Consider the following 26,935-nt stretch of genomic DNA (forward strand, 5'->3'; position numbering starts at 1 on the left):
CCTGTTCAGTGGTAGTCGAGGTAGTCGACGAGTTCTATATCGCTACCGACGAAGCGAAAGATTACTCGCCAGTTGCCGTTAACGGTGAGGGACCAGAACCCGTCAAATTGTCCCCTCAGGGGATGAAGCCGCCAGCCTGGGATATCGAGATCGGCAGGTTCAGCGGCGCGATCCATCACAGCCAGCATGCGCTTGAGGCGCTTTGCATGATCGGCCCTGATACCCCTGGTCGATTCCGTTTTGTAGAAGAGGCTTAGGCCTTTGTGCTGGAAGCTGATGATCATGGGCATAGTGTGATGCAAGACGTCACGTTAATCAAATCTGATCAACGACCGTCTGGCAGATCCTGCAGGCGCCTCCATTCTCGGTCAGCGGCACGGCGAGCGTTCTTCTCGCTCACGTATACATGCCGCAGCCGGCGTGGCCTGGTCTGGTCACCAGCCGTAACGTACTTCTCCTGGCCAGTGGTCGGGTCGCGGTAGAACGCAATGATCCCGGTGTACTGGGTCTTACCCCGGACGCCGTCCTCGAGGAGGCCATCAATGGAATCCTCCGGCAGCTTGCTCTCCAACTCCAGGCTGACTGTATAGCCGGAATCCGCCGTCAAGCTGTGCTGCACATTCCCGCCATACCAGATGATCTCGTCGATTTCGGCCTTCACTCCCTGGAGCGTATACGTCAGCTCGGGAATCAGGTCTGGCCGCCCCCTGGCCAGGGTATAGCTGAGCGTTGCGGCGCCTCGCTGCAGGCGGTTCAGCTCTGCTCTGGCTGCACGCAACGCCGACTGGCGGTCGCTGTAGGTGTGTCGCAGATCCTTCAGGTTTTCACCGCCGCCGGCGATCGCTTCCTGTTTCTTGGTGCTGTTGACGTCGTAGAAGTAGGCTCGTACCCCGTCATAGCTGTCGCGATCGGCCTGGAGGAACCGGTGTTGGTCGCCGTCCCGGCGTGTAAGGGTGATATGGGGGAGTTTCAGGCCGCCAACGGACTTGCCGCCGCCTGCCGGCATGCACACCAGGCACCCAGCTTTGACGGTGGCCACCGCGTCGAAATCCTCGCCGAGACGGGTCAGCAGGTTGGCGTCGGACTCGTTCGCCTGGTCCAGCTGGTTGATCGCCTGGCCGGCCAAGGTATCGGCAATCTTCGCGGTGAGCCCGTTTCCCAGGGCAACATCGCGTAGAACCTTGCCGAGCGTTGTGGTGCTCCAGCTACGCTCGCGCTTGGTCTTGAGGCCCTTGCGCAGATCCGCCGAGCGGGCGCGGATGCTCAGGACGTCCGGCGCACCGCTGTGCTCTGTCTCGTCGACGATGTAGCTGCCCTTGTCTACAAGGCCCGTGTCGCTCCAGCCGAGCCACAAGCGGACCACAGCCCCGCGAGGCGGGATCGCCAGCAGGCCGTCGTGGTCGCTGAGTGTGATGCTCAGTTGATCCGCCTCCAGGCCGCGGTTGTCCGTCAGTTGCAGGCTCATTAGGCGAGGGGCGATCAACATGGCGATATCGTTGCCGTTCACGGTGAGCCGAAACGCCGGCACCGGGTAGGCGGCATCGCGCTGCAAGCCGTCAACGGCATCGCTTAGGTAGCCGGCGACTTTCGAAATAGTCTCGTCGATCACAGCAGCCCCCGCAGGATGTTCAGGCCGCCACTGACACTGGAGCCGAGCAGATCGATGCGTCCGTCATCGATGCGCTTGAGGCTGACGGTGAAATCGATGCGCCGGGCAGCGCCGTCCCGGAAGAAAATCGTTCGGTTGTCGTTGATGCTTCCTATCACCCAGAGCCCGAGCAATCGCCCAGTACCTTCAACCAGGGGCCAAGCCTTGCCTGTATCGGCCATCTGCCGCAGTGCGTCGAGGCTGACAGTCGTGCCGGCCAGTTCGGGCAGCAGCAGCCCTGGAAGCGTAATGGCGTCTTCGCCGCGGCCGAGAAACTGCATTGCGGGCTGAGCGCCTACACGATTGTTGGCCGCGTGGCGCCATTCGGTCTGTCGCTGCATTTCCTGGTAAGCCAGGGTGTGCAGGCTGAAAACGAACATGCCCAGGGCGAGCATCATGGCGGGTTACTCCTGGTCAGAAAGGCGGCTGCGCAACCGGGCGGACTTCTCGCGTTCGCGGCGGTCCAGCTCAGCGCTGACAGCTCGGGCAATGGCTTGTGGGTCCGTGCCTGGGGTTGGATGGATGTTGATTTCGTACTTGTCGTGGCTGTCGATGATGTTGGGTGCTGTACCGGTGATAGGTGGCCGGCTGTCCAGGGTGATGCCTGGCGCCGCAGTTGCCGCGATGACCTGTCCTGCGCTCGCCTGGGGCGCAATAACGTTCAGGTTCGGGGGAGCCACGCTAGCCAGCTGCTTGCTCAGATTGATGACTTCGGCCGCCGGCCGTGCGGCCTGTGCCTGTGGCGCAAGTACTTGGGGCTCGGGTGGGGTGGCCTTGGCCAGGTGCTTGCTCAGGTTGATGACTTCGGCTGCCGGCCGTGCCGCTTGGGTCTGTGGCGCAAGTACCTGGATCCCAGGTGGGGTGGCCTTGGCCAAGTGCTGGCTCAGGCTGATGACCTCGGCCGCTGGCCGTGCCGCTTCGGCCTGTGGCGCAAGTACCTGGTGCTCCGACGGCGTGATCTTGGCCAGCTGTTTGCTCGCTGCGATTTCCGGCGCGTTGGCATAGAGGTTGAACTGCCCGGCTTTGGTCAGATCCTGCCCCATGCGTGCGACAGCATCGAGAGGTGCTTTCGCGCCTGCATTGATGCCGAGCGCCAGACCTTCGGTCGTGAACCCGCCCAGTTCAGCGAAGACACGCGACGGGCTGTGGATGCCGAGTTTCTCCTTGAACCAGCCGATGGTCGATTCGCCCAGGCTGCCGATCGCGCTCTTGATCTGGCCCAGGCCAGCCAGCAGGCCGTTGACCAGACCGTTGACGATCATGTTGCCAAACTCGGTGAAGCGGGTCGGCAGCTCGATGCCCAGGTAGTTCAGCACCGCCGAGAAGGCCTGGTAGATGAGCCCGATCGGGCTGAAGTTGGCCAGCACGGTGAGAATCCCGCCAATCCCTGCACTGAAACCGGCGCGAATTTCGGCCCAGGAGTTGGTGAAGTACTCCTTGACCTGGTCCCAGTTTCGGTAGATGAGGTACGCACCGCCGGCGAGAACCGCTACGACAGCAGCTATCGCTAGAGCGGCTGGGTTCATGGCCAGGCCCCAAAGGGCAATGCTGACAGAGCGAATCGCGGTCACTAGCTTCCCAGCCATAGGCGACATGCCGGCGCTTTTCACGCCAAACAAGGTCATGCCATAGCGCACCATAGCGAAGGGCCCGATAAGGCCTGCCATGGTGATTGCCAGGGCTCCGAACCCGGCTGCGAGGACGGCCACTGCCCCAACGACTTTTACCAGGCCACCGGCCAGCTTGGGGTTTTCCCGAGCCCAGGCCCCAATGCCGTTAGCTACTTCACCGAGATAACGGAGCAGGCCTTTCAGCTCCGGTGCCACAGCGTCACCGAACTCATTGAGAGCGTTCGTAAAGCTACCTTCGGCCGCCTCGATGACGTTGGCCAACGTGTCCAGTTGTACGTTGACGCGTTGTCGTAGGTCGGCCTGGTCCTTGAGCTTTTGCTGTACCTCCCGGTATCCGGCCAGCCCCTTGTCCATCATGGTGTTGACCACCTGCAGGGTTTCGGCATCATCGCCGAAAAGCTCCTGCAGCACGCTTCCGCGCTGAGTGCTGTTGAGGGTTTTCAGCTTTTCAAGCTGTGCGTAGAGCTGCTCTATACCGCCGAATTCGCCCTTGCCGTCGCTGAAATCCAGACTCAGGCCTAGGTCCTTAAGCACATCGTTGGCTTTCCCGAGCTTTTTGGTGTTCAGGCTGGACTGGAACACCTTGCGCAGCGCGTTGCCTGCCGACTCACCAGCCATGCTGGCCTGATCCATCATCACCAAGAGCGGAGCGAACGTGTTGACGGCATCCAAGCCTTCCTTGCGCAGGATGGCCATTGCCGGGCTGACTTTGCTGAAGCCCTGCAGCATGTCGCTATCGTCCATGCCGAGATAGGAGACCCGCTGGATTGTGTCCATCAGGCCCATCATGTCCTTCTCGCCGGTACGGGTAGCGTCCTGCATTTTTGCCGCGAATTCGGCAGATGCCTCAACCGGCATTTTCAGCAGCACACCGAGGTATGCGGCAGCTTTGCCAGTCCCTCCCAGGATCGATTGGGCGCTGATGCCTTGCTTGCGCAGCACGGTCATCATGTTCTGGAAGTCGGCGGTGGTACCGGGCAGGCGATCGCCCAGGCGCGTGGCCAGGTCGGTGATCTTCTGGAAGTCTTCGGCCACCTGGCCATTGCTGCCCATCATCGAGACTTTCAGCTGTGTGGCTGAGTCCTCGTTGGGCGCAAAGGCTTGAATCACAGCCTTCACCGGCTGAGCGGCGGCGTAGCCGGTGGCCAGGCCGGCGGCACCGGTACCGGCCATGCTGGCTCCAAGACGCTGCGCCTTCTCCAGATCGCGACGGGCCTTGGCCAGCCTGGCCTGCTTGGCGGCCAGCTGATCCATGCGCCTGGCCTGGGTGCTGATGGCCTCGTTTGCTGCGCTGATCTGATCGCGCAGCTTTCGCTCATGGTTCGCCAGGTCGCGGGTGCTGATCCCCGCGGCTGAGAGCTTGGCGCGCAGGGCCTGGAGTCCCTGTTCTTGCGAGGCATGCTGGGATTTCAGGGCTCGCGCCTCGCGCAGGGCGGTTTTGAAGTCCTGGTTGAGCCCTTGCAACGGTGCGCGGGCCTCCTGCAGCTGGTTGCCTAGCTCCGATAGGCGGCCGCGGTGCTCACGCGCCTCTGCTGCGCTGGCTCGGTGCTGTTGCTGCAGCTCCTTCTGGCTGGCACTGAGCTTGCGCACAAGCTCCAGCTGGGCCTGCTGTTGGGTGACCATTGCCGCGTACTCATTGCGCAGCTTTGCGCTGGGCTGCGCCGTATTGCCGATCTGCTGGCCGAGGTCACGGATCCGCTTACGGTTTTCTTGCCAGACCTGGTTTGCGGCCCGAGCCTGCTCGCGGGTTTGCCTGAGCTGCGCGGTAAGGGACTTGTGGCGCTCGTCCAGGGCAGACGTCTCGCCTTGCAATTTGTCATAGCTGGCCTGGAGCGGCTGGACCGAACGCTCCTGCTCGCGCAGCGCGCCGGCGAGCGCCTGGACGCGGTTCTTGGTCGCATCCAGGGCCTCGGCGGTATTGCGGGCTTCGGTGAACTGGGTACGCCAGGCGCTCACGTCCTTCTGCTGGGCGTTCAGTTCCTTGAGGGTGTCGCGGGCAGCCTTGAGCGCTTGCGCGGTCTCCTGACTTCCCTGGGTGATCTGACGGAGCGGCGCGGTGGCCTTGTTGATCGCGCTCAGCACCACCTGTAGGCGCAGGTCATTGGCCATTGTTGCTACTCCTTACCCGCGCTCGCTCGCGCCAGTCCATCAGGTCTTTCACGCTGAGCGCGTCCATGTCGCTCGGCGTCCAGTGAAATACCACGGCCACATCGGCCATGGCGTCTTCTACGCAACGAGGGACGCGTCCGTCTTCATCCGCTTCTGCAGCAAAAAACTGGAGACTTTCACGCCCACGGCGACCAGGTCGGCTGGGTCCAAGCGACTGGCCTCGTACTCGTTGAGCTCGCTGATGCGCGGAATCAGCTTGATCAGGCTGGCCACGTCCATCTGCAGCAGCTCCGACAGGTGAATGCCGCGCAGCTCGCCGGCGGATGGCTTGCGCAAGGTGATGACGTCGATCTCGGTCTTGCCGCGCATAATCGGGGTATCCAGCTCGACCTGGTTGTCGTTCAGCTTCTTGGCTTCGACGGTCGCGTCGGCGGTGGTGACTTCGGTGTTGGCTTCGGTAGTGCTCATGGTGGCTCCAGGTGTTCAGTGAGTGGGCGCGCTCAAATGCCCAGGTTCTTGCGTTGTTCGGCGAGCATGTCGACGCCGTCGATAATCTCGATGAAGTTGAGCATGTCGACCTCCACCAGGACTTCGCCGTCGACCGTCAGCTTGTAGTAGCTGCAGGTGGTGGTGACGCTCTTCTCGGTGTCTTCGCCGGCCTGGGCGTCGCCTGGCTCGATGGTTTCGTGACGGCCGCGGACGACGATTTCCACGGCGGTGTGAACGCCGGTGTCGTCCTGTTGGTAGGTGCCGGTGTAGCGCAGCAGTACGGCGTCTGCCTTGATGGCACCGAACTGGCGAATCACCTGGTCGTCGAAGCCGCCGAGCTTCCAGGCCAGCTGGATGCCGTCATCGCTCCAGCCCAGGTCTGCCTTGACCGGGCCGTTCATGCCGCCGCCGCGATAGCCTTCCATCTTGCGGCTGAGCGGGGGCAGGGTGACGACCTTGCAGACGCCGAGATAGCTGCCGCCATCGTTGAACAGGTTGAGGTTCTTGAGCTTGCGTGGCATGGCCATTGGTATGGTCTCCGTCAGCTGTTGATGCGGCTGGCGAAGTCAGCCAGGTAGCGGTCGGTGATGCGCTGGCGCAGCGAGAGGTCCTCGAGCGGCGGCACAGGCGTGTAGTCGTAGTCGATGAAGAGCTTGCCGGCCTTGAGCGTTGTCTCGGTGTTGGCCTGCTCGTCGTACCAGGCGCTACCGCCGATCAAATAACCACCGGCGATCAGCTCGCGGAACTTGGCGTTGATGCCTTCCAACATGTCACGGATGAGGGAAGGGTGCATCGGCTTGTCGATCGCCCACATGTGCGCCTCGGCCATGGTGTCGGCCAGGACCTGGGCGGTACGGGTGTAGTTCTCGAACGCGAACAGCGGGTCCTCAGTGCAGGTGCGCGAGCCCCAGAAGCGGAAGCCGTCGGCGTTGATGAGGGTGGTTACCTCATTGCTGTTGAGGTAGTTCGCATCGGTGGCCGGGTTCTGCAGGTCCCAGAACACGTCGGCGGTGATGCCGGTGACGCCGTTGACCGGGACGTTCGACAGGGTTTTGTGCCAGCCGATCTCCTGGTCGATCTTGGCGCGCAGGCCCAGGGCGCGGGCCACGGCCGGCGTAGGTACGGTGCTGTTGCTGACGGTGCTCCAGTGCTCGAAGTCCGGCCAGATGGCCATGACCTCGCGTGCGCCGAAGTTCTCGCGGTAGGCGACGGCCTCTTCCTTGGTCTTGCACCCGGCTGCAGCGACGTAGGTGAAGGCGCGCAGCTGCTGAGCGATCGAGACCAGGGCGGTGGCCACTGGCAGGGTATCGAGGCCTGGCACACCCAGAATGCGCGGGGTGACCTTGAGCCGGGTCTTGGCGGCGAGCAGCGCCTTCATGCCGGTGTACTTGCCGGTTTCTGTGGTGGTGCCGATCAGGTTGCTGGTGGTTTCTTCGTCGGTCGCACCGGTGGCCACGCGCACGACGACGGTCGCGGGCTGGGTCTGGTCGGCGATCGCCTGCAGGCTCGCGGCCAGGGTACCGGTGGTGCCGGCCTTGCCGATGGCGGCCTGTACGTTGGTCAGCAGGACAGGAGTATCGAGGGGGAAAGCAGTGGCGTCGGCGTCGTCTGCTGTGCAGACCAGGCCGACGACGGCGGTAGAAACGGTTCGGATTGGGCGGGTGCCCTCGCTGATTTCGAGGACCCGGACGCCGTGATGGTATTCGTCGGCCATGGTGTGTGCCTGTGCAGGTGGATGACACTGCACAGGCTGCCGCGCGCGCGGGCCTCGGGCGAGCGGTTGGGCTTGTAGCTCCCGACTTTACATGACTTGTTCAGCAATCCAGGCGGGAGCCACGGGGCGGTGGGAGGCGTCCGGGAAGGTGCTGGTCTGAGGCCAATCGCGCAACGCTTGGCGATATTCCAGGAGCTCAGCGAATCGTTCCGCGATCAACGTGGTTTCCAGCTGCATATCCAACTCGTCCCGATGCCGAGTAACCAGCCACTCAGTACCGCTCACCTCGGCGTCGCGCCATGCACGCTCACGAGCGGCGAGCTCCTCTGATGAGAGCACAACATCCGCCATGTCGATTAGGATCGGTAGACCTTCGGCGTCATGGCTGCGAGCCTTGCCTCGTTGTGGATTGGCGATAACCGCCTGGTAACGCTCTTCGCTGATTTCCTTGGCATCCTCGGGGATCACCTTATGGATTTCAGGAAGGTAACAACAGCCGGTAGTTTGGCTATATAACCGCATATCAACCTCCAATTACTTTCCGATAGCGAACCAGTACAGAGAACCCGCCACAACGGGCCCCGATGTTTCGCGGTGGGCAATGGTTACGCCAACATTCACGGCTGTTATTCCGTTCAGGTCGCACGTCGTGGTGCCTGCATCGGAGATGCATTGAACGTTGTAGCAGGTGGTTGGAAACCCGATATTGAAGGGGACGCTAACCGCGACAAAGTTCGTGGCCTCCCCGTGGCTGAATGCCCCCCATTGGAATACAAAGCTGCCCATCCACTGGGGAAGCACGATGTAACCGTTCGGGGCACTGGAATACGCAAGGCCTGTAAACACTCGTTTCGCGATGGCCTGGAACACCCGCAATGGACTCATCCATTTAGTGTTATCAGCACCGGTTTCAGCCTCGACTTGACTGGCCTGGGCGTCGCGCAGCTTCTTCGGTGTGATGATCGTGGCGTCATCGGTACCGGTAGTGACTTGGACCTGAGTGGCGATCTTTGCCCACCCGAAGGCGGCTTCCGTCGCTTGGCCCACCACCTTGGCGATGGCCTGGAACACCCGCAACGGCGTCATCGTCTTGGTGTTGTCCGTTCCCGCTTCGGCTTCGAGCTGAGTGGCCTGGGCGTCGCGCAGCTTCTTCGGTGTGATAATCGTGGCGTCATCGGTACCGGTAGTGACCTGGGCCTGAGTAGCGATCTTTGCCCACCCGAAGGCGGCTTCCGTCGCTTGGCCCACCACCTTGGCGATGGCCTGGGATACCCGCAATGGCGTCATCGTCTTGGTGTTGTCCGTTCCAGCCTCGGCTTCGAGCTGGGTGGCCTGAGCAGCACGCAACTTCTTCGGCGTGATAATCGTCGCGTCATCGGTACCAGCGGTTACCTGGGCTTGAGTGGCGATCCTCGCCCATCCGAAAGCGGCCTCAGTGGCCTGCGTAACTGCAGCTGCAATGGCCTGGAACACCCTTAATGGCGTCATCGTTTTGGTGTTGTCTACCCCGCCTTCGGCTTCGGCCTGCGTAGCCTGGGCTGCGCGGAGCTTTTTCGGTGTGATGATCGTCGAGTCATCGGCACCGGCGGTGATCTGGGCTTGCGTAGCGATTTTTGCAGGACCGGCCAGCAGCTCCGAAGCTGGGAATCCATCACTGGAGACCCGCCGCCAATTAATACTGGCCGCGCCTTCGGTGTAGATGCCCTCGTACTCGATACCTGTGGCCTCCCAGAGTCGGTAGAAGGTGATGTCGGCCCGAGGACGGAACGCCTCGATGTTGAGCAGAGAATTGCGCGTTGGATCCGCAAACAATTCAGGAACACCGGCTGTAGCCTTCGGGTTGCCCCCGCCAAAACCGATGTAATTACCAGCCTTGGAATGTTTCAGGACGGTGTTGAGATACGGTGCATCGTCGACCAGGTAGCCCAGACTGGCGAATGTGGCTCGTAATTTCTTGGGCGATACGATGGTTGTGTCATCCGATCCGGCATCGACCTGGGCTTGAGTGGCGATCTTCGCCCAGCCAAACGCCGACTCCGTCGCTTGCTTGACTACTTTGGCGATGGCTTGAAATACCCGCAAGGGGGTCATGATCTTGCTGTTTTCCTGCCCGGCCTCTGCCTCTGCCTGAGACGCCCGAACGGTCAGCTGATCGACGTATTGTCGCGTTGCCAGCACAACGCCTGGGTCGATCTTGAGTTGTACGTTGCTGGAGCTGCTGACAACCAGGTTCATGCGCACCACCTGGGTACGGCCGGATCCTTGGTTGAGCAGCGGTTTGTAGGTCGGCGGGCAGTTGGCCACGGCCACCAGGTCGCCGTCAGCGTCATACAGGCCGATCTCACGGATCCAGCGGCCGCCCACCTCGGCCGGGATGACCTGCTCGGCGACGATAATGGAGTTGTCCTTGTCATCGATCTTGAGCTGGTTGAGCGGGGCCCGGCGCCATTCGTTGATCAGGCTGATCTGGCTGGCGTTGGGCGTGGGCTCGGTGTCGTTGGCGTCACCAACGCCCATCTGGGTGATTTTCCACGCGATGCCCAGGGCATCCGCGTTGGCCTGTTTCGCGGCCCCCACGTTCGTGAGGATGGCGTAGAACTGCGAGTTCTGGTCAACCATGTGCAATTTCCAATGTGTCGATTGTGTGTTCACGACCGCCGCGACCGATTGAGCCGGTCACCTCGAGGTCGCGCAGGGCAGGGGAGTAAACGTCTAGCTCGTCGCCGTCGTACAGGCCGCCGGCGATGTAGAAGGCCCCGGTGGTTTCCAGGCTGATGGCCAGGCCTGTCAGGTGTCGGCTCACCGGGCGGGCGTCATCGATGAGCCAGGTCAGTTCCTGGTACGTCTCTTCGCTGATCCCTTCGTCGGACACGCCCACCTTGATCGCGAATGTTCCAGGCACGCCCTTGGGATCTGTCTGCCACCACTCGATGACCTCGATCAGGTAGCCCAGCGGCTCAACGACCCGCCGCAGCGCGCCGATGGTTCCTTTCCGGGAGTGGATGAAGAACGACGACCGAATCGCGCCGCGCTTAGCCGCCTCGGGCCAGCGGCTGTCCCAGCGGTCCACAGAGAAGGCCCAGGCCAGGAAGGGGAGCAGAGCGACCGGGCAGCGGTCCGGGTTGATGAGGTCGCGGATCGGCACGGGCACCCGCTCAATCTGCGCGAGCGCCTCGGCGGCCTGGCGCTCCAGGTCTGTGGCATTACTTGGAAGCAGGTTCATGGCTCGGTGCCCTGGGCCAGGGTGATGCTGGTGCAGTAGGGCGCCTGGCTGAGCGTGGCGTTGATATCGACCCAGCCCTGGAGCTCTACCTTTCGCACGCCTTCAACGTGCAAGGCGGCGTGAATGGCGGACTCAGATACCTGCATGCCCAGCCGGCGGCGCTGGGTCACGAAGGCCTGCAGCTGCTGCTCGGCGGCCGCCAGGATGGGCTCAGCCTCCGGGCCCAGCGTCTTGAGGTACAGGCGGGCATTAACCTGGTACGGCAGGACTTGGGCGCCCTGGACCGTCAGGCGGTCGGCCACTGGCCGGCGATCTTCATCACTGAGGTAGGCGCGGACGATATCGAGCAGTTCCGCGCTGGCCGTGCCGTCGCCCAGGGCAGACTGGATCGTGACCACCACCTCGGCCGGGAACGGGCTTTCCACGGTGGCGTCAGCGACCTGGCCGTTGGCTGCTCGGGCGTGGAAGACATACGAGTTGCGCGGGCCGGCGGTGCTCAGCCCTTCGAATGCCATCTGGGCGCGTTCGCGCAGGGCGTCGTCACTTTCAAGGACCTCGGGAACCGGCGGGATTGCCTGAGGCTGCGCCACCTGGATGACCAGGCGCTTGACGTTGAAGTTGGCTGCGAGCTGGTCCAGGTCGTTGCCGCCGGCGGAGCTGAGCATCACTGCGAGCGAGGCCTCATTGACCCGCTGCCGCCAGATCATTTCGCGGTAGGCGTTCTCCTGCACCAGCTTGGTGATGGGCTCGGATTCGAGCTCCAGCCGGCCAGCGATTTCAGCCTGCTGGTCCGCGGGCCACAGGGACACGGCGTAGGCTTTGCGTTCGGCAAGGATCTGCTCGTAGTCGATCTGTTCAACGACTTGCGGCGCTGGGAGCTGACTCAGGTCGATCGGCAGGAACGTGTTCATGCGGCGCCCCCGAATTGCAGAGGCATGCGCATGCTGAACGGCTCGTTGTTGTCGACCAGGGCCCCGGTGAGCTCAAGCTCAGCCCGACCACTCAGGCCGACGGTAGCTATTTGCACTTGGGATAGCCGGACGCGAGGCTCCCAGCGCATCAGTGCCATGGCGGTCGCCGCGTAAAGGCGCAGACGCGTAGCGTCGTTCTGGGGGTGGTCGATCAGCTCAGGCAGGAGGCTGCCGTACTCGCGGCGCGCAATGCGCGTGCCCAGGCGGGTGGTGAGGATGTCTTCGATCGACTGCTTGATGTGTTCCATCGCAGTGATGGTTGACCCGTTCAGGCGGTTCATTTCACGGGTACTCCGGTATTGCCTGGCCCCGACATGACGCCGCCATGTTTGTGGGTCACCAGGCTGATGCCGGCGGCGACAACGTCGATAGAGACGGTCATCTTGCCGGTCTGGTTGTAGTCGCCGATGTGGGTGATGGGCCCCTCGATGCGGATCCCGCCCTTGCTGATCAGGTTGGTGGTGCCACCGGCAGGAAGCGTGGCGTTCAGGTGGTGAGCCTCGCTGTCGTACTCGATGACGGCGCCGTCGGCATAGGTGCGACGGTGCAGGCCGGGGCGGTCGCCATTGGCCGGAATGAGGTCGCTGAAAAGCCCGGTGATGGCCACGCCGTTGGCAAGCTGGCCACTCGGTGAAAGGAGGATGACCTGCTCGTCGACGGTGGGTGGGTCCCATTCTCGATCGGTACCTGCCCTGGGCGCGAGCCACGGCAACCAGGTGGTCAGCAACTCGCCAGTGCGCACACGCACGCGGGGCGGCTTGTGCTGCACCTCGGCAATGGTGCCGAAGCGAACGGTGTTTTCGATGAGGCGGGCAAGTTCTGCGAGGCTGTTCATGCCGGCGATGGTCGCGCCGCCTACGCGTGCGCGCATCACCGGGGCCTTGTATGGCGGTGTGTTACAGGGTCAGGTGGGCAAGCAAGGTGTCACGGACCTGGTCAAGCTCGGCATCGGTGAGGCCGAGGAGCTCGCGCTGGTCGTACTGTACGGTCGGTGCGTTGCGGGCTGCCCGGTCGCGCAGGCCTTCCTGGTGTACCCGTGCGATTTTGGCGATACGACCAGTGAAACCCACGGTGGCCGCCGAGGCGTCGCCACGGGCTTTCATGAAGGTCGCGGTGCGCAGCTTCTGGAACATCTTCACCTTGGCCCGGATCCGCCCTTGCTTCCCGCGCAGCTGTCGCGGCTTGCGGGGCGCATACGCCGAGCCGTCCGGGTTCTGTTGCGCTGCAATGCGCTGGTTCTGGCTGCGCCTGAGTTGTTGGGCGATCGAGCGGGCCAGCTTGGTACGTTCGGCCGGCTCGATGCGCTGTAGGAGCGGACTTACCCAGTCCTCCAGGGCTTCGAGATCAGCCATGGTCTGGTCGCCTTGGGTGCGGTACCGACAGGGCCATGCCTTCCGGCGCCGGCGGCGGCTGCCAGGACGCAAGCGGCTGGCCATCCGCGAAGATGGTCACCTCGCCATAGTCCTGGTATGGCTCGTACTGCGGTTCGCCGGGGTGGCTGACGTCATAGGTTCCGTCAGCCTGGCGTTTCACCACGACACGTTCGGTCAGCGGCAGGGTAATGCTCAGGTCGACCTTGCTACGGTCGATGAGGTCAGCTTCGAACTTGAGGCTGTTACGGGCTTTGTCCAGGTTCACTAGTAGCTCCGACTGGTTGATCCTGAGCCAGCCAAGTATCGGCAGCATCACACTGTCAGGGTGGCCCGCGAAGTCGGTCAGGATGATTTGCAGCGTGTAGCTGTACTCGAACGACAGGGTCGGGGCCGCGGTGCAGCGCACATTGCCGGCGTCGATAAACATCAGCAGCGCGTCGGGGTTCGGCTTGAGGCCTGGGACAGCCGCGAGCAGGTGGTCGCGAAGGCTATTGGGCTTGTTCATGGTTTACCTGGTGCTGATAGACACGGTCGACTTGGGCGGCACACTCGGCCCAGGCCTGCTCGATACGGTCCTGATCATTGAGCAGATCCCCGTTGGCGCTCGGCGCCGTCGCCGGCAGGACGCACGGCACCACTACCGGACAGCCACTGACGGTAAGCGTCGGCGCCGGTGAGAGCGGGACGCTCCCGCAGCCGGCTAGCAGCGTCAGGCAAAGGCTGGCGAGCCCAGTCCAGAAGTTGGTCATTTTCATGTTTGAGTGCCTCGATTGTGCGCTGACGAGTGGCCAAGCTCTGGCGCAGCTCGCTCTGGATCTTCAAGAGCTGGGCTTGGCCGTCGCGCTCGCGCTCCAGGGTGGATTTCAGTTCGGTGGCGGTGGCCAGGTTGCGGCGGGCATCGGCCTGGGCGGTTGTGAGCTGGCCCTTTAAACCTGTGGTCTTGGCCTTTTCAGTCCCGAGCAGGAGCTGTTGACCCCAACCCCACAGCCCTGCCGAAACCGCAGCGAAAAGTGCGCCAGCCAGCAACCCGTCGCGCAGGTCCATCAGGCCGCCTCCTGTCCACAGCCGCAGCCCTGATACCGCTCAAAGGCGCGCTGCAGCTTCACGTCATACAGGTTCCGCTTGTAGTCCGGGCCGTTGTAAAGCTCGGCCACCTTGGCCCATTTGAGCGATTTGAGAGCCTTGAGCAGGGTAGGGTCGGCCTCGATGTAACGGACAAAAGCCTCGAGCTGGTCCGACTCGCTACGGCTCATGCCCTCAACGAAGGCCTGGACGCTGGGATAGCCCAGGCGCTCCCAGTGGAACCCCATCACCTGGAATGCGCCCCAGCTGCAGGACTCCAAGGCGGCCTGGTCGTCGATCATTCGGGCCTGGGCCAGGCGCTGGTGTTCCGCGGTACCGCCGATATACCCGCCGAACTTGGGGTTCACCAAGGCGGGGAACTGCTTGGCGAGCTCGTCGGCGCGCTGCTTGAGTTGGTCGGCCAACTGTTCCAGGTCGTCCTGGTCATCACCGGGCCGGCGAACCTTCTGCAGACGGGCGTACATGATGTGTCGCTCGTACAGGATCACCGGCTTGCCGTTATCAAGGAAGCCGCGGCCCTTGGACTCGACCTCGTTGAGCGCATACACGGCCGCCAGGGGCACGCCCAGGCGGTCGGCAGCTCGCACCATGTCGGCATTCTTCAGCAGGTGAGCGCAGTCGGCGCCCTGCAGGCTGGCCAGGGTCTTAGGGCCGGCGATACCGTCAGCGACCAGGCCGGCCCGGTGCTGGTAGGCGCGGACAGCGGCCTCGGTGGCATCACCATACACGCCGTCGGCACTGATCTTGGCGCCGTGGTCAATGAGTTTGCGCTGCAAGTCGCGCACCGCCTGGGAGCGGTCGCCATGGCGGAGAGTGGTCACAGCTTTTCCTCCAATGCTTTTTTCGCCTTGGCGCGGACAAATTCGACGCCGAGCAGGCCGATAACCCCGCCGAAGAACGGAGCCGCGCTAAGCGGAATGCCGACCAACGACAGCCCGTGGCTGGCCGAGAGCGCGATTGCACCGCATAACGGTGCTTCGCTCAGCAGCCGCCGAAGCGAGCCGCCGTCATAAATCACGCGTAGGGCAGCCATCAGGATGGCTATAAGCCCGGCGTACAGTCCGGGCCAATTGTTCTCGAGCCAGGTGGCCAGGAAGGCCCAGGTATCAGGACGGTCAGGCATTGGAGTCCTTCCATGGTTTCGGGTGGGTTTGGGCATGGGCGGTCACTCCCACAGGTTCACCATCTGGCGCTCAGGCGCAGAGGTTTGGATTTCGGGCAGGTTGACCAGCACGCCGGCCTGGAGCACGGCGCCACGGTCGGCCAGGCCAGGGTTGGCATCGAGGACGGCCTCGACGACCCCCGCAGTACGGCCGTAGTGCCGCCAGCACAGGGCGTCGACGGTGTCGTTTTGCTGGGTGCGGAGCTGAGTGGCCATCACTCGTCCCCCTTCGGTTCATGACCTGGGCCTACGTCGTCGGGATAAACAAAGGGCCCCGTATCGGACACGACTGCTCCAGGCGACAGGCCTGTTTCTGGATCACGGCATACCGCCAGGCCCAGCGGATGTAGGATTTCTCGGTTGATTCGAACCAGGAGCCCACGGCGGGACAGCTCGTTCCAGTCGATGATCAGGCTGGCCATCACAGCAGTTCCACGGTGGTGCGGGACGTACCCAGGATGTCCCGGACTGCCCAGCGCTGGTCGCGCCGGTAGTCGTCGACAGTGGGCTCAGTCTCGTCAGCCTTCTTGTTGCCGCTGGCTGTGGTGTCGTAGCCGCGGTACCGCTCACAGACCTCTGCACCAGCCGCGCACTCGATGGCGCGCTTGTAGAGGTACACAAGCTGGGATTGGCCCTGGACCTTCTCGCTTGGAACAGTCTCCAGCGAGTCATGGCCCGCTGCCTGTTGAGCTACACGCCATACGGCGAGATCACGGTTGACGCTGATTAAAGCCGCGACGACGGCGGTTTCGAGCCTGGCGGGCGTGACGCTGGAGTCGATGCGCAAGGTCTCGCGCAACTTGTCCAGGTCGATCGAGGGCCAGAAGGGCTCGCTATTGATATGCACGCCGGGTACCGGGGTACTGGGCGGCAGGCCGCCAGGAATGAATCCACTCATGATCGCGGTGCTCTGAATAGATCGGCGGTGGTCGGGGCTTCACAGCCAGGCCAAGGAGAAAGCCTGCTGATCCGCCCCGAGCCGCCGGGTTGCGTGGGACGCTCGGTTAGCCGGCGGGGCCAGCGATTTTCTTGAGGAGGCGCTCGGCGCGCTCCAGTTCTTTCTTGCCGCCGCAGTTGTCATGCAGCTTGATTGCCCGCCGCAGGTGGTCGACACCTTCCTGTACAGCGCCTGGCTGGCCGGGGTTCGCCTCATCGAGGCCAAGGAGGGTGACCCGACCGAGAGCAAGCATCAGCTTGGCGCGGGCCTGGTCCGGCATGTCCTCCTCCTCGGTCAGCTCGGCAGCACGGGCCAGGATCTCGATCGGGAACTCTTCGCTCGACTTGAGGGCCTTGAGTGCTGCCTCGGCAACTTCCTCGGCAACAGTACAACCTGCGGTTCGGTTGAAGCGGTCGGGCAGCTTGAGACCGTGCTGCAACACGTACTCGGCAATATCCAAGCCGCCAACCCAGTCGCCGGCGTCGAAGCGCCAGACCATAACGGTGGTCAACACCTCGTCTTGAGCCCCACGGCCAGCGGTCAGCACGCCAGCGACATACGGCTCGTAGGTTGGGAGCAGGGCAGCCTTGAGTTTTGCTTTGCCGTCCATGGACTGGACATTCGACAAGCGCAGCTTGTCCTGGTGAAGCTGGGCGAGCTGCATTTCGTAGCCGTTCAGGCCATCCATCAGGGCGGCCGGGGCAGTGGCTGCAGCCTCCAAAGCTGCAGTCGCCTTGATGAAATGGCGCTTGGCTGGACTGATGGCCATGGCGTTATGCCCCCAGCTCGATGTTTTCGACCAGGCAGCCGAGACCGTAGTCCTCGACGACATAGGCGTCGTTGCTGGATTCGAAGTTCTCGATGCGGTTCTTGCTCGGGTTTTCCTGGGTGTAGCGTCGGCGGCCGCTGATCTGCCAGTAGATGGCCAGGTTTTCCAGGCTGGTGATCAGGGCCGCGCCGTCCGGCACATAGGGCACTTCCACCGGCTGTTTCCCGCCCATGCGCTTCTGCGACAGGATCATGTCGGTGGCCAGCTTCTCGGACGCCGGCTGTTCCTTGTTCACCAACGGGAAATACTTGTCGTGCACCAGGTTGCTGCCCAGGATGACCACAATGCCAGGGTCTTTACGGTGCCACGGGTCGATCAGGTTCGCGATGGCGTCGAAAACCAGTGCATCGAGGTTGTTGTAGTCGGCATCGGCACCGGTACCGATGACGATCTTGCCGGCGACCTTGCCATCCTTGAGCACGCGGGCAGGGGCATTGTTGCGGTATTGCTGGAGCCAGCCGATGTTGACGTCCTGGAGCAACTGGTTGACGGCTCGGTCAGTGGTCGGCGCGGCGGAAGTACCGTTGAAGCCGATCATGATTCGGTCCAGCGCCTGGCGACGCAGGATGGCGTCGCGCAGCAAGGTCTGGAATTCCTTGTGGCGCGCCCAGGCATCCAGCTGTGCGTAACGGATCGCGGTATCGAAGTCGGTCTTCTCGCACTCGTACCCTTGCTTGTCCAGGCCGGACACGTCGCGAGGAACGCGGACACCATCTCCACTGGTATCGGTACGGCCGGCAATGGTGCTACTCACACCTACGCCGATTTTTTCCCCCTTGAGCTCATCGACACCGTGCATGCCGATTCGGGACAGGAAGTCACTGGATTCTTGCATCCGCGACTCCAGCTTTTGCTGGACCGAGGGCGTGACAGTGAAGGTTTTGGTTGGATCGCTAACGCCGTTGAGCTTGGCGATCTGTTCGAGGTAGGCACCGTATTGGGTGCGGGTATCGTTACGCATGGTGTTCTCCGGTTGTCCTTGGCTGTTTCATGTCCGTTTGGGATCAGCAGTCGGTGACGGCATTGCCGGCACCACCGGAAACCGGCGGGCGATCCTTCTGGGTGTGGTCTTTGGTTTCGGCCAGGCGCTTGACCAGGTCTTCGTGATCCGCGCTGAGCTTGGTGAGCCTGTCCTCCAACTCGGTGAAGGCCTTCTGCCCTTTTTCCAGCTCTTCGGCTTGCTTGGCGCCATGTGTAGCCAACTGCTCGATCAGCTCGCCCAGGGCGGCGAAATTGGCGGCGTCCTTGCCTTCCTTGTCCTTGCTCGCTTTGAGGAGACCACCAACCTTTTCGCGCAACGCCGCGAACATGCTGGGGCTATCGCTGGTTTCCTCGAACTCGAGGACGCCCTCTTCGGCAGCAGTGAAGAGGTTGTCCTTGTTTTGTTTGCGGCTGTTCAGGGTTCCATGCTGAGCACTGAACTGCAGTGCCTCGGTGCCCAGGCTGGCCGGGGTGTCGGTGATGGCCAGGCCAACCAGGTAGGCCTTGCCGGTTTTGGCGAAGTTGGGATCGATCTCCACCGAGGTGTAGATCTTCTGGTTTTGCTTGTTCAGGGCGAGCAGCGCGTCGTTGGGCTGCAACTGAGCAAACAGGGCCAGTTTCTTCTCGCCTTTGATCTCGACCTGTTCCGCCTTACAGGCCAGCACATCGCCATAAGCACCAAATTCGCCGCCCGGCCAGGCCCACTTGATGTGCTCGCAGTTGATGCGAGCGCCATAGGTATTGGGGCTGTAGGTGCTGGCCATGTCCTCGATCCAGCTGCGTTCGATGGTGCGACCATCAGTGGTGGCGCCCTCTACGGCAACGCGGAACCACTTGGAGCGGAATTTTTTGGCGGGGGAGTCGGTGTTGTCGGCCATGCTTGAAATCCTCGATGCGGTGGCGTTGTGCCTTGCGATGGGGGCATGGTCCGCAGCACGCTGCTTGGCGGCAACGCACTGCAGTTGTAGGCCCGGGCCCTACAGGGGACGGAGATAGGGGAACGCGCGCGCGAGCGGCAGCATCGGCGCCATGAACGCCATAGTCGACCTACCCACAGATCATCGCCGCCACGCCAAGCACCTGTATTGGCAGGGCTATCGCGTGTGCGAGATCGCCGAGTTGATCGGCGAGAAAGAGAAAACCCTGCACAGCTGGAAAGCCCGCGACGAGTGGGACCGGGCCACCCCGCTGGAGAGGATCCAGGCGGCGACGGAGGCCCGCTTGGTGCAATTGATCCTCAAGGACCCGAAATCAGGCGCGGACTACAAAGAAATCGACCTGCTGCACCGGCAGCTGGAGCGCCAAGCGCGCATTGAGCGTTACAAGGGGGGCGGTACCGAAACGGACCTAAACCCTGAGCTGGCCAAGCGCAACGAGGGGCCGAAGCGAAAGGCGAAGCGAAACGAGATCGACGAGGACCAGGTCGAGAAACTGCTCGACGCGTTCCTCGAAGGATGCTTCGACTACCAGAAAGACTGGTACCGCGCCGGCACCCAGCGGACACGGGCAATCCTCAAGTCACGTCAGATCGGTGCAACGTTCTACTTCGCCCGTGAGGCGTTGATCGACGCACTGACCACTGGGCGCAACCAGATTTTCCTGTCCGCCAGCAAGGCCCAGGCCCACATCTTCAAGGCCTACATCCAGGCCTTTGCCCGCGACACAATCGGCGTAGAGCTTTCGGGGGACCCGATCATCCTGGCCAACGGCGCCGAGCTGCATTTCCTCGGCACAAACGCCCGGACTGCCCAGGGCTACCACGGCAACTTCTACTTCGACGAGTTCTTCTGGACGTTCAAGTTCAAGGAGTTGAACAAGGTCGCGTCAGGCATGGCGATGCAGAAACAGTACCGCCGGACCTACTTTTCGACGCCCAGCTCCATGGCTCATGAGGCCTACACCTTCTGGACCGGTGAGCGCTTCAACAAGGGCAAGCCGACGGCGCAGCACATCAAACTGGACGTCACCCACAGCGCCCTGCAGATGGGCCGCCTGTGCGAGGACCGGATCTGGCGGCAGATCGTCACGATCATGGACGCCGAGGAGCGGGGCTGCGACCTGTTCGACCTGGACGAACTGCGCTTGGAGTATGACGCCGCGGCGTTCCAGAACCTGCTCATGTGCGAGTTCGTCGACGACGGCGCGAGCATCTTCCCGTTGGCGCTGCTGCAGCCGTGCATGGTCGATAGCTGGACGGAGTGGGACGACTACAAGCCGTTCGCTGCCAGGCCTTTCGCCGATCGGCAGGTCTGGGTGGGTTATGACCCGGCCGAGACTGGGGATACGGCGGGCCTCATCGTTGTCGCGCCGCCGCTGGTACCGGGCGGCAAGTTCCGGGTGCTCGAGCGACACCAGTTCCGCGGGATGGACTTCAACAGCCAGGCCGAGACGATCCGCAAGGTCACACAACGGTACTGGGTGACCTACATCGGCATCGACACCACCGGTATGGGTAGCGCCGTTGCCCAGCTGGTGCGCCAGTTCTTCCCTGGGCTGCGCACCTTCTCCTACAACCCAGAGGTCAAGACTCGCCTGGTGATGAAGGCCTGGGACGTGATCAGCAAGGGCCGGCTGGAGTTCGATGCCGGCTGGACAGACCTCGCCCAGTCGCTGATGGCGATCCGCAAGACCATCACCCCCGGCGGTCGGCAGTTCACCTACACCGCCGGCCGCAACGATACAACCGGCCACGCCGACCTGGCGTGGGCGCTCTTTCATGCATTGCACAACGAGCCGCTGGAAGGCCAGACCGTGGCCAACACCGGCATCATGGAGATCTATCAATGAGCAAATCGCGCAATCGCCGGCAGAAAGGCGGCAACCTGGAGCAGCCGCCCGCAGGCGACGAGCTGCTGGTCAAAGGGGAGGGAGGCCAGAGTGTGGCGTTCACCTTCGGCGACCCGGTACCAGTGCTGGACGGGCGCGAGATCCTGGACTACTTGGAATGCTGGTCAAATGGCCGCTGGTACGAGCCGCCAGTCAACCTCGACGGCCTAGCCCGCTCAACCAACGCAAGCGTTTACCTTCAGTCTGGACTGACCTTCAGGCGCAACATGCTGGTGCGCAGCTTCATCCCACACAAGCTGCTGAGCCGTCAGGCTTTCGAGCAGATCGTCATGGATTGGGGGTGGTGCGGGAACCTGTACCTGGAGAAGCGCGACAACATGCTCGGCCAGGCCCTGGGCCTGCAGCCCTGTTTGGCCAAGTACATGCGCCGCGGAACAGACCTGGCCACCTACTACCAGGTGCGTGGATGGAAGGACGAGCACGAATTCAAGACCGGTACCATCTGCCACCTGCGCGAGGCCAATATTAACCAGGAGGTGTACGGCCTACCCGAGTGGATGGCCGCGCTGCAAAGTGCCTTGCTCAATGAGAGCGCCACGCTGTTCCGTCGCAAGTACTACCAGAACGGCAGCCATGCTGGCTTCATCCTGTACATGACCGACGCTGCCCACAACGAGAAATTCGTCGATGACCTGCGCGATGCGATGAAGAACAGCAAGGGACCAGGCAACTTCCGCAACCTGTTCATGTACGCACCAGGTGGCAAGAAGGACGGCATCCAACTGCTGCCGATCAGCGAGGTGGCGGCCAAGGACGACTTCGGCGCCATCAAGAACATCAGCCGGGACGATCTGCTCGCCGCCCTGCGCATCCCACCGCAGCTGATGGGGATTGTGCCGCAGAACGCTGGCGGGTTCGGCTCGATCAAGGAGGCCACGGAGATCTGGACCCAGAATGAACTGGAGCCAGTTCAGGCCAGGCTCTCCCAGATCAATGAGTGGCTCGGGGAGGAAGTCGTACGCTTCCCACAGCCGTAATGGAATGAGCCGGCACTTGGGCCGGCTTGCAAATCATTGAAGGTCACGTCGTACCATATAAGCGTATTTATACGGAGATCGTGGCCTTGTTATTTTTTGGAGTGCTGGTGCCGGTTCAAGCTTTATTTGGCTCGCAATCGCCGCCCCCGCAGCCGCAATAATTGAACTTGTTTGAGATAGTCCGAAAGATTTCAAACTTGCGGCGTAAGCGCTCCCGGCTGCTTTAAAAGCATTTCCTATGTCGAAGTTCAAAAAGGCTTTCGTGTCTGTTAGTTTTACCGGGAATTGCCATTCACGTGTTACTTTCAAGAGATTGGCGCAGCTATCGTCAATTTCTTTCAGTGTCTTCGCTAACTCAGCTTCCATCGTGTCGGAGGAGCTGATGCTAGAAGATAAAGCGTCGAAATGCTGCCGGAAGTGTAGTAACTCATCCCTTCGTTTAGCCTTAAATTCTAATATTTCAGCCAGTGGGACTTCTGGTCCAGGTACAGGTACAGCATTAAGTAGCTGAATCAGCGTTCCGTCCTGTTTAGCTTCGACCCCAACTCGCTTGACAGAATTAATCCCTTCATGAATTGACCAAGCGCCCTCGTCCTCCTGCTCATAGAGCATCAGCGCAAGCTCCTGGGTCTGGTATACAGCGTAAGCTCCACTTGTCAGGCCACTAAAGCTGACGCGAGGTCTACGAAGCACCCCACAGTCTTCAAGATATTGAGCTTCAGGGGGGGCGCCAAAGCTGATTACATTGTTGTCTGGCAGAGCAAGCCTATCCCAGTAGGTTAGTGCAAAACGAAGGTCTTGAGCGTCTAATCCTCCATGGGTACTGATGGTCTCTCCATTTATTGTTACTGGTGGTGAGAGTATAAGCCCTCGCCCGGTAGCAGCTTTTTTGGGCTTTCCGTAATCGGGATCGTGAGCCTTTCTATATTTTGCTTCGCCCATAATTTTGCTCTTGTGTTTTGGTGTTGGTGGTTAAATCCAATAGGTTTGTGCTTTAGGTTTTGGGTTTTGCTGGTGAGCATATGTACGGAGCAGGGTCAGAAGGCAGGTAGAATTAGCTCCGGCCCTTGGTTTCGGACGTTGCCCACAGCGGTACTGACTCGATACCACTCAAAAAGCTCGGCGGGCTCCCCCAAGTTTAAAGCCATTTGTTCGGCCTGTTCGCTGGCCATATTCAACTGGACCCATTCGCATGCGAGAGTAGGGGATAGCACTACAGGACGACGATCATGCATGTCAATCATGCCTCCGAGGGCGTCAGCCGTGATGATCACGACACCGTCGCTTTCATTATTACGGAACTGTCCAATCGATGCGCAAAGAGCTGGGTGACCGTCGCGTCGTCGTATATGGTAAGGCTGCTTTTTGGGACCGCCTTCGTCGACCCACTCGAACCATCCATCGACAGGAACAATCACCCTGTTTGGCCAGATTGAGCGGAAAAAGGGGCTATGGGCAACCTTTTCTATTCGGGCATTAATCGGGGCGGCACGGTCGGTAGCCCAATGCGGTCGCCACCCCCATTTCACCAGGTCGGCCCGAGGACCAGCCTCGTCACAGCGCAGCACAGCGACTGATGTGGTTGGCGCAACGTTGTAGCGCTGAAGGGGTTGCGTGCCTATGTTGTTGCGCCATACGCCTTCCATATTGAGTGCATCGGCAAACTCATGCAGCCCGCGATACTGGGACAACCGTCCACACATGGTCGAATCCTCTGGCGCAATTCAGCAAGAATAGCTATCGCGTACCGGGTGTGTGCCATCAAAGCATCGGGTAGACGGGCGCAATCTCTCGCCAGATCCGAACGTCAGGCTTACCACCCCAAGTCGAGAACATTCCCGGGTGCGTGTTTATCTCAAAGGTCAGTTGAGCCTTGAGCTCCCTCACTTCCCGCTGCAGACCCATGACCTGCTTGTTCAGCCCTTCGTTGATCATCGTCAGCTTCCGAATATTCCGATTGGCCCTAGCGAGATGCTGCCACACCTGCTCGGTCTCATGGGTCATCACCACTACCTGGTGCTTGAGCAATTCCTCGTGAGTGGGCATGCCCAGGTCGAACTCATCGTCATCAATTAGCATCGCGGGCCCTTCAGGTAATACTGTATGCGCATACAGTATCATTTGGCAGCTGGCCTGGCGAGAGGGTAGTCGGTCGGTGCGACCAGCACCCGGCGCGCGCCCTCGTCCCCACGCCACGCCTGCGGTCTAAACGTGTCGGTTTTTCTGCACCCCTGCACGACCGTTCGTCCGGCGCTTTCCCTGGGCGGTCTGGCAACTGTAGGGGAGGGCGTTTTTCTGCGATTCCCTGCAGTAAGGGCCATTTCTGAGCTATAGCCCCTTCGCTTCCTTCGATTTTTAAGAGAGGGCATCAAAAAAGGGTAATTTCGGTTAGGAGGGGGCTGGAACACCCCTGAAAGCCTTGTGGCGCAAGGGTTTGGGCGATTACCAAAAAAGGTAATTAAAGGTAAGGGGAAAGGTAATTTTTTCGTAAGTGATTGATTTTAAAGGGGTGCGGTTTTCCCTTGTCCAACCCTTCACAGAGGTAATCCGATTACCTTCCAATTACCAAAAAATTACCTTTTCAAAAATCGCTACAGCCCTTGATCTCCGTGGCTTCCAGAGGATTTTCAAAATTCAATTACCAAAATTACCTTTTTTTGATGGGTCAACCTTAAACGGCAATCCTCTATAGGGGGGCACCTCGGCAGGGTGACGTACATACCCGCGCTGGGAACACTCTGGGAACAAAAAGACGCTCACGCGCACGCTCTAACGCCCGGAAATCAAGGCCTCCAGCCAGATCAATAGCTGGTTGATGAGTTCGAGTCTCTTCGTCCGCACCATACATAGTTTCGCCCATTGCGCGAAACGCCCGGAAAAAGCCGCCTAGAGCGGCTTTTTTTGTGCGCGCGTATCGGCCTTCCTCCTCGCGCTGCCAGCTTCCGTGCAATCCACTGGTGGCGCCCTGGCGAAAGCTGATAGATTTCAGTCGGTTGAAACACCGGCCAAGGGGTCGGCAGAGGAATCGTCATGATTGCAAAAGAAGCCCGCCAGGCCCTGGCGTTGCAACGCTTCGCGCAAGCCAACCCGCAGTTGCTCGAGGACATTCGCGAGCTGGATGAACATGAGCAGGCTCAGCAGATCCAGTGGGCGTTCGAAGATGCGGCCGATGAGCAGGGTATCGAACCCTGGGAGCTGGCCTTGCAACTGATCGCGGAAAACCCCGAAGAGCTGCAGGCCATGCGCCTTGAGGTGCACCGTGAGGTTGCCGAGGCGCTGGGCATGAGCTGGGAGGAGTACTGCCAGTTCAACGAGGTCGCTGGCCGATAAGTGCCTGCTTCTATATAGCTGCATTTGTTTAACAAGTTTTTACAGCCAGCGCGAGGTGCATCCACTGTCGCGCGGTACCGAACCGTAAAGCGCCCCACGGCACGCCGCCTGGGCCTTTCAAGGAAATCGACCGGCGTGGTTTCCCGTCGTCCCGGGTGGGGTGACTTCTGGTGCGTGAGTCACTAGAATGCTTGCCCTTGATTCTGGAGTCGGGCAATCGCCGGCTAACGTCTGTGCAACGAGGAATATCCATGCAAGTTTCTGTTGAAAACACTTCCGCTCTCGAGCGTCGCATGACCATCGCCGTTCCGGCCGAGCGCGTCGAGAACGAAGTCAACAAGCGTCTGCAACAGACTGCCCGTCGCGCCAAGGTTCCAGGCTTCCGTCCTGGCAAAGTGCCGATGAGCGTGATCCGTCAGCGTTACGAAGACGCAGCCCGCCAGGAAGCCTTCGGTGACCTGGTCCAGGCTTCCTTCTACGAAGCCGTGGTCGAGCAGAAGCTGAACCCGGCCGGCGCCCCGGCCGTCGAGCCGAAGTCCTTCGAAAAGGGCAAGGACCTGGAGTTCGTCGCGATCTTCGAAGTCTTCCCGGAATTCACCGTTGGCGGCCTGGAGTCGATCAACGTCGAGCGCCTGAGCGCCGAAGTGGCTGACGCCGACCTGGACAACATGCTGGAAGTGCTGCGCAAGCAGAACGTCCGCTTCGAGGCTGTCGAGCGCGCCGCGCAGAACGACGACCAGGTCAACATCGATTTCGTCGGCAAGATCGACGGTGAAGCCTTCGCCGGCGGTTCGGCCAAGGGTACCCAGCTGGTGCTGGGCTCCGGTCGCATGATCCCGGGCTTCGAAGACGGCCTGGTAGGCGCCAAGGCGGGCGAAGAGCGCGTTGTCAACGTGACCTTCCCCGAGGACTACCAGAACCTCGACCTGGCCGGCAAGGCCGCTGAGTTCACCATCACCGTCAACAGCGTCTCGGCCCCGCAGCTGCCTGAGCTGAACGAAGACTTCTTCGCCCAGTTCGGCATCAAGGAGTCGACCCTGGAAGGCTTCCGCGCCGAAGTTCGCAAGAACATGGAGCGCGAGCTGCGCCAGGCCATCAAGGCCAAGGTCAAGAACCAGGTCATGGACGGTCTGCTGGCCGCCAACCCGGTCGACGTGCCGAAAGCCCTGCTGGAAAACGAAGTCAACCGTCTGCGCGTGCAGGCTGTCCAGCAGTTCGGTGGCAACATCAAGCCTGAGCAGCTGCCGGCCGAACTGTTCGAAGAGCAGGCCAAGCGCCGTGTGGTCCTGGGCCTGATCGTCGCCGAAGTGGTCAAGCAGTTCGAGCTCAAGCCGGACGAAGCCAAGGTCCGCGAAATGATCGAGGAAATGGCTTCGGCCTACCAGGAGCCAGAGCAGGTCATCGCCTGGTACTACAAGAACGACCAGCAGCTGAACGAAGTCCGTTCGGTTGTGCTGGAAGAACAAGTTGTAGATACTGTCCTGCAGAAAGCGACTGTGACCGACAAATCGGTCTCGTACGAAGAAGCTGTCAAGCCAGCACAGGCACCTGCCGCCGCTGAGTGATAGGTCTTCTCTCGTAGGAAACCCCCACAAGCCAGCCTTCGAGCTGGCTTGTGCGTATTCAAGCCA

The 26,935-nt window shown here is 61.4% G+C and carries 32 protein-coding genes and 1 pseudogene; 4 read left to right on the forward strand and 29 right to left on the reverse strand.

Annotated features, from left to right (window positions below):
• Positions 1–5: 5 nt before the first annotated feature.
• The 26 genes and pseudogenes from AC1MHZ_RS07965 to AC1MHZ_RS08090 all read right to left on the reverse strand — a co-directional run bounded on the left by AC1MHZ_RS07965 (position 6) and on the right by AC1MHZ_RS08090 (position 19,028).
• The gene (locus AC1MHZ_RS07965; protein ID WP_482966216.1) at positions 6–284 is read right to left on the reverse strand and encodes a type II toxin-antitoxin system RelE/ParE family toxin; all 279 of its coding nucleotides are present in this window, start codon (positions 282–284) and stop codon (positions 6–8) included.
• 41 nt (positions 285–325) lie between these two features.
• Positions 326–1,609 carry a phage late control D family protein gene (locus AC1MHZ_RS07970; RefSeq protein WP_482966217.1) on the reverse strand — a complete coding sequence of 428 codons (1,284 nt, stop codon included), beginning with the start codon at positions 1,607–1,609 and terminating at the stop codon, positions 326–328.
• Positions 1,606–2,046, reverse strand: coding sequence for a phage tail protein (locus AC1MHZ_RS07975; RefSeq protein ID WP_482966218.1), 441 nt, complete (start codon positions 2,044–2,046; stop codon positions 1,606–1,608). Before AC1MHZ_RS07975 ends, AC1MHZ_RS07970 begins: the two co-directional genes overlap by 4 nt.
• A 6-nt stretch (positions 2,047–2,052) precedes the next feature.
• Entirely contained in the window at positions 2,053–5,388 is a 3,336-nt protein-coding gene (locus AC1MHZ_RS07980; protein WP_482966219.1) for a phage tail tape measure protein, read from the reverse strand.
• Positions 5,378–5,497, reverse strand: coding sequence for a GpE family phage tail protein (locus AC1MHZ_RS07985; RefSeq protein WP_480461790.1), 120 nt, complete (start codon positions 5,495–5,497; stop codon positions 5,378–5,380). The genes AC1MHZ_RS07980 and AC1MHZ_RS07985 overlap by 11 nt, the downstream gene beginning before the upstream one ends.
• 8 nt (positions 5,498–5,505) lie before the next feature.
• On the reverse strand, positions 5,506–5,856 hold the full coding sequence (locus AC1MHZ_RS07990) for a phage tail assembly protein (protein WP_482966220.1): 351 nt from the start codon (positions 5,854–5,856) through the stop codon (positions 5,506–5,508).
• A gap of 32 nt (positions 5,857–5,888) precedes the next feature.
• A complete protein-coding gene (locus tag AC1MHZ_RS07995) occupies positions 5,889–6,404 on the reverse strand; it encodes a phage major tail tube protein (protein WP_482966221.1) in 516 nt (171 codons plus the stop codon).
• Positions 6,405–6,418: 14 nt separating this feature from the next.
• Positions 6,419–7,591 carry a phage tail sheath protein gene (locus AC1MHZ_RS08000; protein ID WP_482966222.1) on the reverse strand — a complete coding sequence of 391 codons (1,173 nt, stop codon included), beginning with the start codon at positions 7,589–7,591 and terminating at the stop codon, positions 6,419–6,421.
• 87 nt (positions 7,592–7,678) lie between these two features.
• A complete protein-coding gene (locus AC1MHZ_RS08005) occupies positions 7,679–8,113 on the reverse strand; it encodes a phage tail assembly chaperone (protein ID WP_480461797.1) in 435 nt (144 codons plus the stop codon).
• Between the two features lie 12 nt (positions 8,114–8,125).
• Positions 8,126–10,210, reverse strand: a complete 2,085-nt coding sequence (locus AC1MHZ_RS08010; protein ID WP_482966223.1) for a phage tail protein — start codon at positions 10,208–10,210, stop codon at positions 8,126–8,128.
• Positions 10,203–10,814, reverse strand: coding sequence for a phage tail protein I (locus AC1MHZ_RS08015; protein ID WP_482966224.1), 612 nt, complete (start codon positions 10,812–10,814; stop codon positions 10,203–10,205). The genes AC1MHZ_RS08010 and AC1MHZ_RS08015 overlap by 8 nt, the downstream gene beginning before the upstream one ends.
• A complete protein-coding gene (locus AC1MHZ_RS08020) occupies positions 10,811–11,725 on the reverse strand; it encodes a baseplate assembly protein (RefSeq protein WP_482966225.1) in 915 nt (304 codons plus the stop codon). The genes AC1MHZ_RS08015 and AC1MHZ_RS08020 overlap by 4 nt, the downstream gene beginning before the upstream one ends.
• Positions 11,722–12,066, reverse strand: a complete 345-nt coding sequence (locus tag AC1MHZ_RS08025; protein WP_482966226.1) for a GPW/gp25 family protein — start codon at positions 12,064–12,066, stop codon at positions 11,722–11,724. The genes AC1MHZ_RS08020 and AC1MHZ_RS08025 overlap by 4 nt, the downstream gene beginning before the upstream one ends.
• On the reverse strand, positions 12,063–12,620 hold the full coding sequence (locus AC1MHZ_RS08030; protein ID WP_482966271.1) for a phage baseplate assembly protein V: 558 nt from the start codon (positions 12,618–12,620) through the stop codon (positions 12,063–12,065). The genes AC1MHZ_RS08025 and AC1MHZ_RS08030 overlap by 4 nt, the downstream gene beginning before the upstream one ends.
• A 61-nt stretch (positions 12,621–12,681) precedes the next feature.
• Entirely contained in the window at positions 12,682–13,137 is a 456-nt protein-coding gene (locus AC1MHZ_RS08035; RefSeq protein WP_482966227.1) for a phage virion morphogenesis protein, read from the reverse strand.
• Positions 13,130–13,663, reverse strand: a complete 534-nt coding sequence (locus tag AC1MHZ_RS08040) for a phage tail protein (protein ID WP_482966228.1) — start codon at positions 13,661–13,663, stop codon at positions 13,130–13,132. Before AC1MHZ_RS08040 ends, AC1MHZ_RS08035 begins: the two co-directional genes overlap by 8 nt.
• Complete coding sequence (gene lysC / locus AC1MHZ_RS08045) at positions 13,647–13,913, reverse strand: Rz1-like lysis system protein LysC (protein WP_480461803.1); 267 nt, start codon at positions 13,911–13,913, stop codon at positions 13,647–13,649. Before lysC ends, AC1MHZ_RS08040 begins: the two co-directional genes overlap by 17 nt.
• Positions 13,834–14,202, reverse strand: a pseudogene (locus AC1MHZ_RS08050) (Rz-like lysis system protein LysB); the annotation flags it as partial. The gene lysC and the pseudogene AC1MHZ_RS08050, both read right to left, overlap by 80 nt.
• Positions 14,202–15,062: an N-acetylmuramidase domain-containing protein gene (locus AC1MHZ_RS08055; protein ID WP_482966229.1), complete on the reverse strand. Its 861-nt coding sequence runs from the start codon at positions 15,060–15,062 to the stop codon at positions 14,202–14,204. The pseudogene AC1MHZ_RS08050 and the gene AC1MHZ_RS08055, both read right to left, overlap by 1 nt.
• A complete protein-coding gene (locus tag AC1MHZ_RS08060) occupies positions 15,059–15,364 on the reverse strand; it encodes a phage holin, lambda family (protein ID WP_480461807.1) in 306 nt (101 codons plus the stop codon). The genes AC1MHZ_RS08055 and AC1MHZ_RS08060 overlap by 4 nt, the downstream gene beginning before the upstream one ends.
• 42 nt (positions 15,365–15,406) lie before the next feature.
• Positions 15,407–15,619, reverse strand: coding sequence for a tail protein X (locus AC1MHZ_RS08065; protein WP_253080595.1), 213 nt, complete (start codon positions 15,617–15,619; stop codon positions 15,407–15,409).
• Positions 15,619–15,825, reverse strand: a complete 207-nt coding sequence (locus AC1MHZ_RS08070) for a DUF7415 domain-containing protein (protein WP_482966230.1) — start codon at positions 15,823–15,825, stop codon at positions 15,619–15,621. Before AC1MHZ_RS08070 ends, AC1MHZ_RS08065 begins: the two co-directional genes overlap by 1 nt.
• Entirely contained in the window at positions 15,825–16,301 is a 477-nt protein-coding gene (locus AC1MHZ_RS08075) for a head completion/stabilization protein (RefSeq protein WP_482966231.1), read from the reverse strand. Before AC1MHZ_RS08075 ends, AC1MHZ_RS08070 begins: the two co-directional genes overlap by 1 nt.
• 106 nt (positions 16,302–16,407) lie before the next feature.
• Complete coding sequence (gene gpM, locus AC1MHZ_RS08080; RefSeq protein WP_482966232.1) at positions 16,408–17,109, reverse strand: phage terminase small subunit; 702 nt, start codon at positions 17,107–17,109, stop codon at positions 16,408–16,410.
• Between the two features lie 4 nt (positions 17,110–17,113).
• The gene (locus AC1MHZ_RS08085; protein ID WP_482966233.1) at positions 17,114–18,130 is read right to left on the reverse strand and encodes a phage major capsid protein, P2 family; all 1,017 of its coding nucleotides are present in this window, start codon (positions 18,128–18,130) and stop codon (positions 17,114–17,116) included.
• A gap of 43 nt (positions 18,131–18,173) precedes the next feature.
• Positions 18,174–19,028 carry a GPO family capsid scaffolding protein gene (locus AC1MHZ_RS08090; protein WP_482966234.1) on the reverse strand — a complete coding sequence of 285 codons (855 nt, stop codon included), beginning with the start codon at positions 19,026–19,028 and terminating at the stop codon, positions 18,174–18,176.
• Positions 19,029–19,179: 151 nt separating this feature from the next.
• Between AC1MHZ_RS08090 and AC1MHZ_RS08095 the strand changes: the two genes are divergently transcribed.
• Together AC1MHZ_RS08095 and AC1MHZ_RS08100 are read left to right on the forward strand one after the other, a co-directional pair.
• Complete coding sequence (locus AC1MHZ_RS08095; protein ID WP_482966235.1) at positions 19,180–20,937, forward strand: terminase ATPase subunit family protein; 1,758 nt, start codon at positions 19,180–19,182, stop codon at positions 20,935–20,937.
• Positions 20,934–21,974, forward strand: a complete 1,041-nt coding sequence (locus AC1MHZ_RS08100; RefSeq protein ID WP_482966236.1) for a phage portal protein — start codon at positions 20,934–20,936, stop codon at positions 21,972–21,974. The genes AC1MHZ_RS08095 and AC1MHZ_RS08100 overlap by 4 nt, the downstream gene beginning before the upstream one ends.
• 33 nt (positions 21,975–22,007) lie before the next feature.
• Here AC1MHZ_RS08100 and AC1MHZ_RS08105 read toward each other — a convergent pair whose 3' ends face one another.
• The 3 genes from AC1MHZ_RS08105 to AC1MHZ_RS08115 form a co-directional block, all read right to left on the reverse strand.
• Entirely contained in the window at positions 22,008–22,916 is a 909-nt protein-coding gene (locus AC1MHZ_RS08105; protein ID WP_482966237.1) for a DUF6236 family protein, read from the reverse strand.
• Between the two features lie 95 nt (positions 22,917–23,011).
• Positions 23,012–23,677: an SOS response-associated peptidase gene (locus AC1MHZ_RS08110; RefSeq protein ID WP_482966238.1), complete on the reverse strand. Its 666-nt coding sequence runs from the start codon at positions 23,675–23,677 to the stop codon at positions 23,012–23,014.
• 58 nt (positions 23,678–23,735) lie between these two features.
• A complete protein-coding gene (locus AC1MHZ_RS08115; RefSeq protein WP_482966239.1) occupies positions 23,736–24,053 on the reverse strand; it encodes a hypothetical protein in 318 nt (105 codons plus the stop codon).
• Positions 24,054–25,004: 951 nt separating this feature from the next.
• Here AC1MHZ_RS08115 and AC1MHZ_RS08120 point away from each other — a divergent pair.
• Both AC1MHZ_RS08120 and tig read left to right on the forward strand, forming a co-directional pair.
• Entirely contained in the window at positions 25,005–25,304 is a 300-nt protein-coding gene (locus AC1MHZ_RS08120; protein ID WP_084854804.1) for a DUF6388 family protein, read from the forward strand.
• Between the two features lie 251 nt (positions 25,305–25,555).
• Complete coding sequence (tig, locus tag AC1MHZ_RS08125) at positions 25,556–26,869, forward strand: trigger factor (protein WP_084854803.1); 1,314 nt, start codon at positions 25,556–25,558, stop codon at positions 26,867–26,869.
• Positions 26,870–26,935 lie beyond the last annotated feature (66 nt).

The sequence above is a fragment of the Pseudomonas sp. FA-1 genome, from assembly GCF_056856075.1.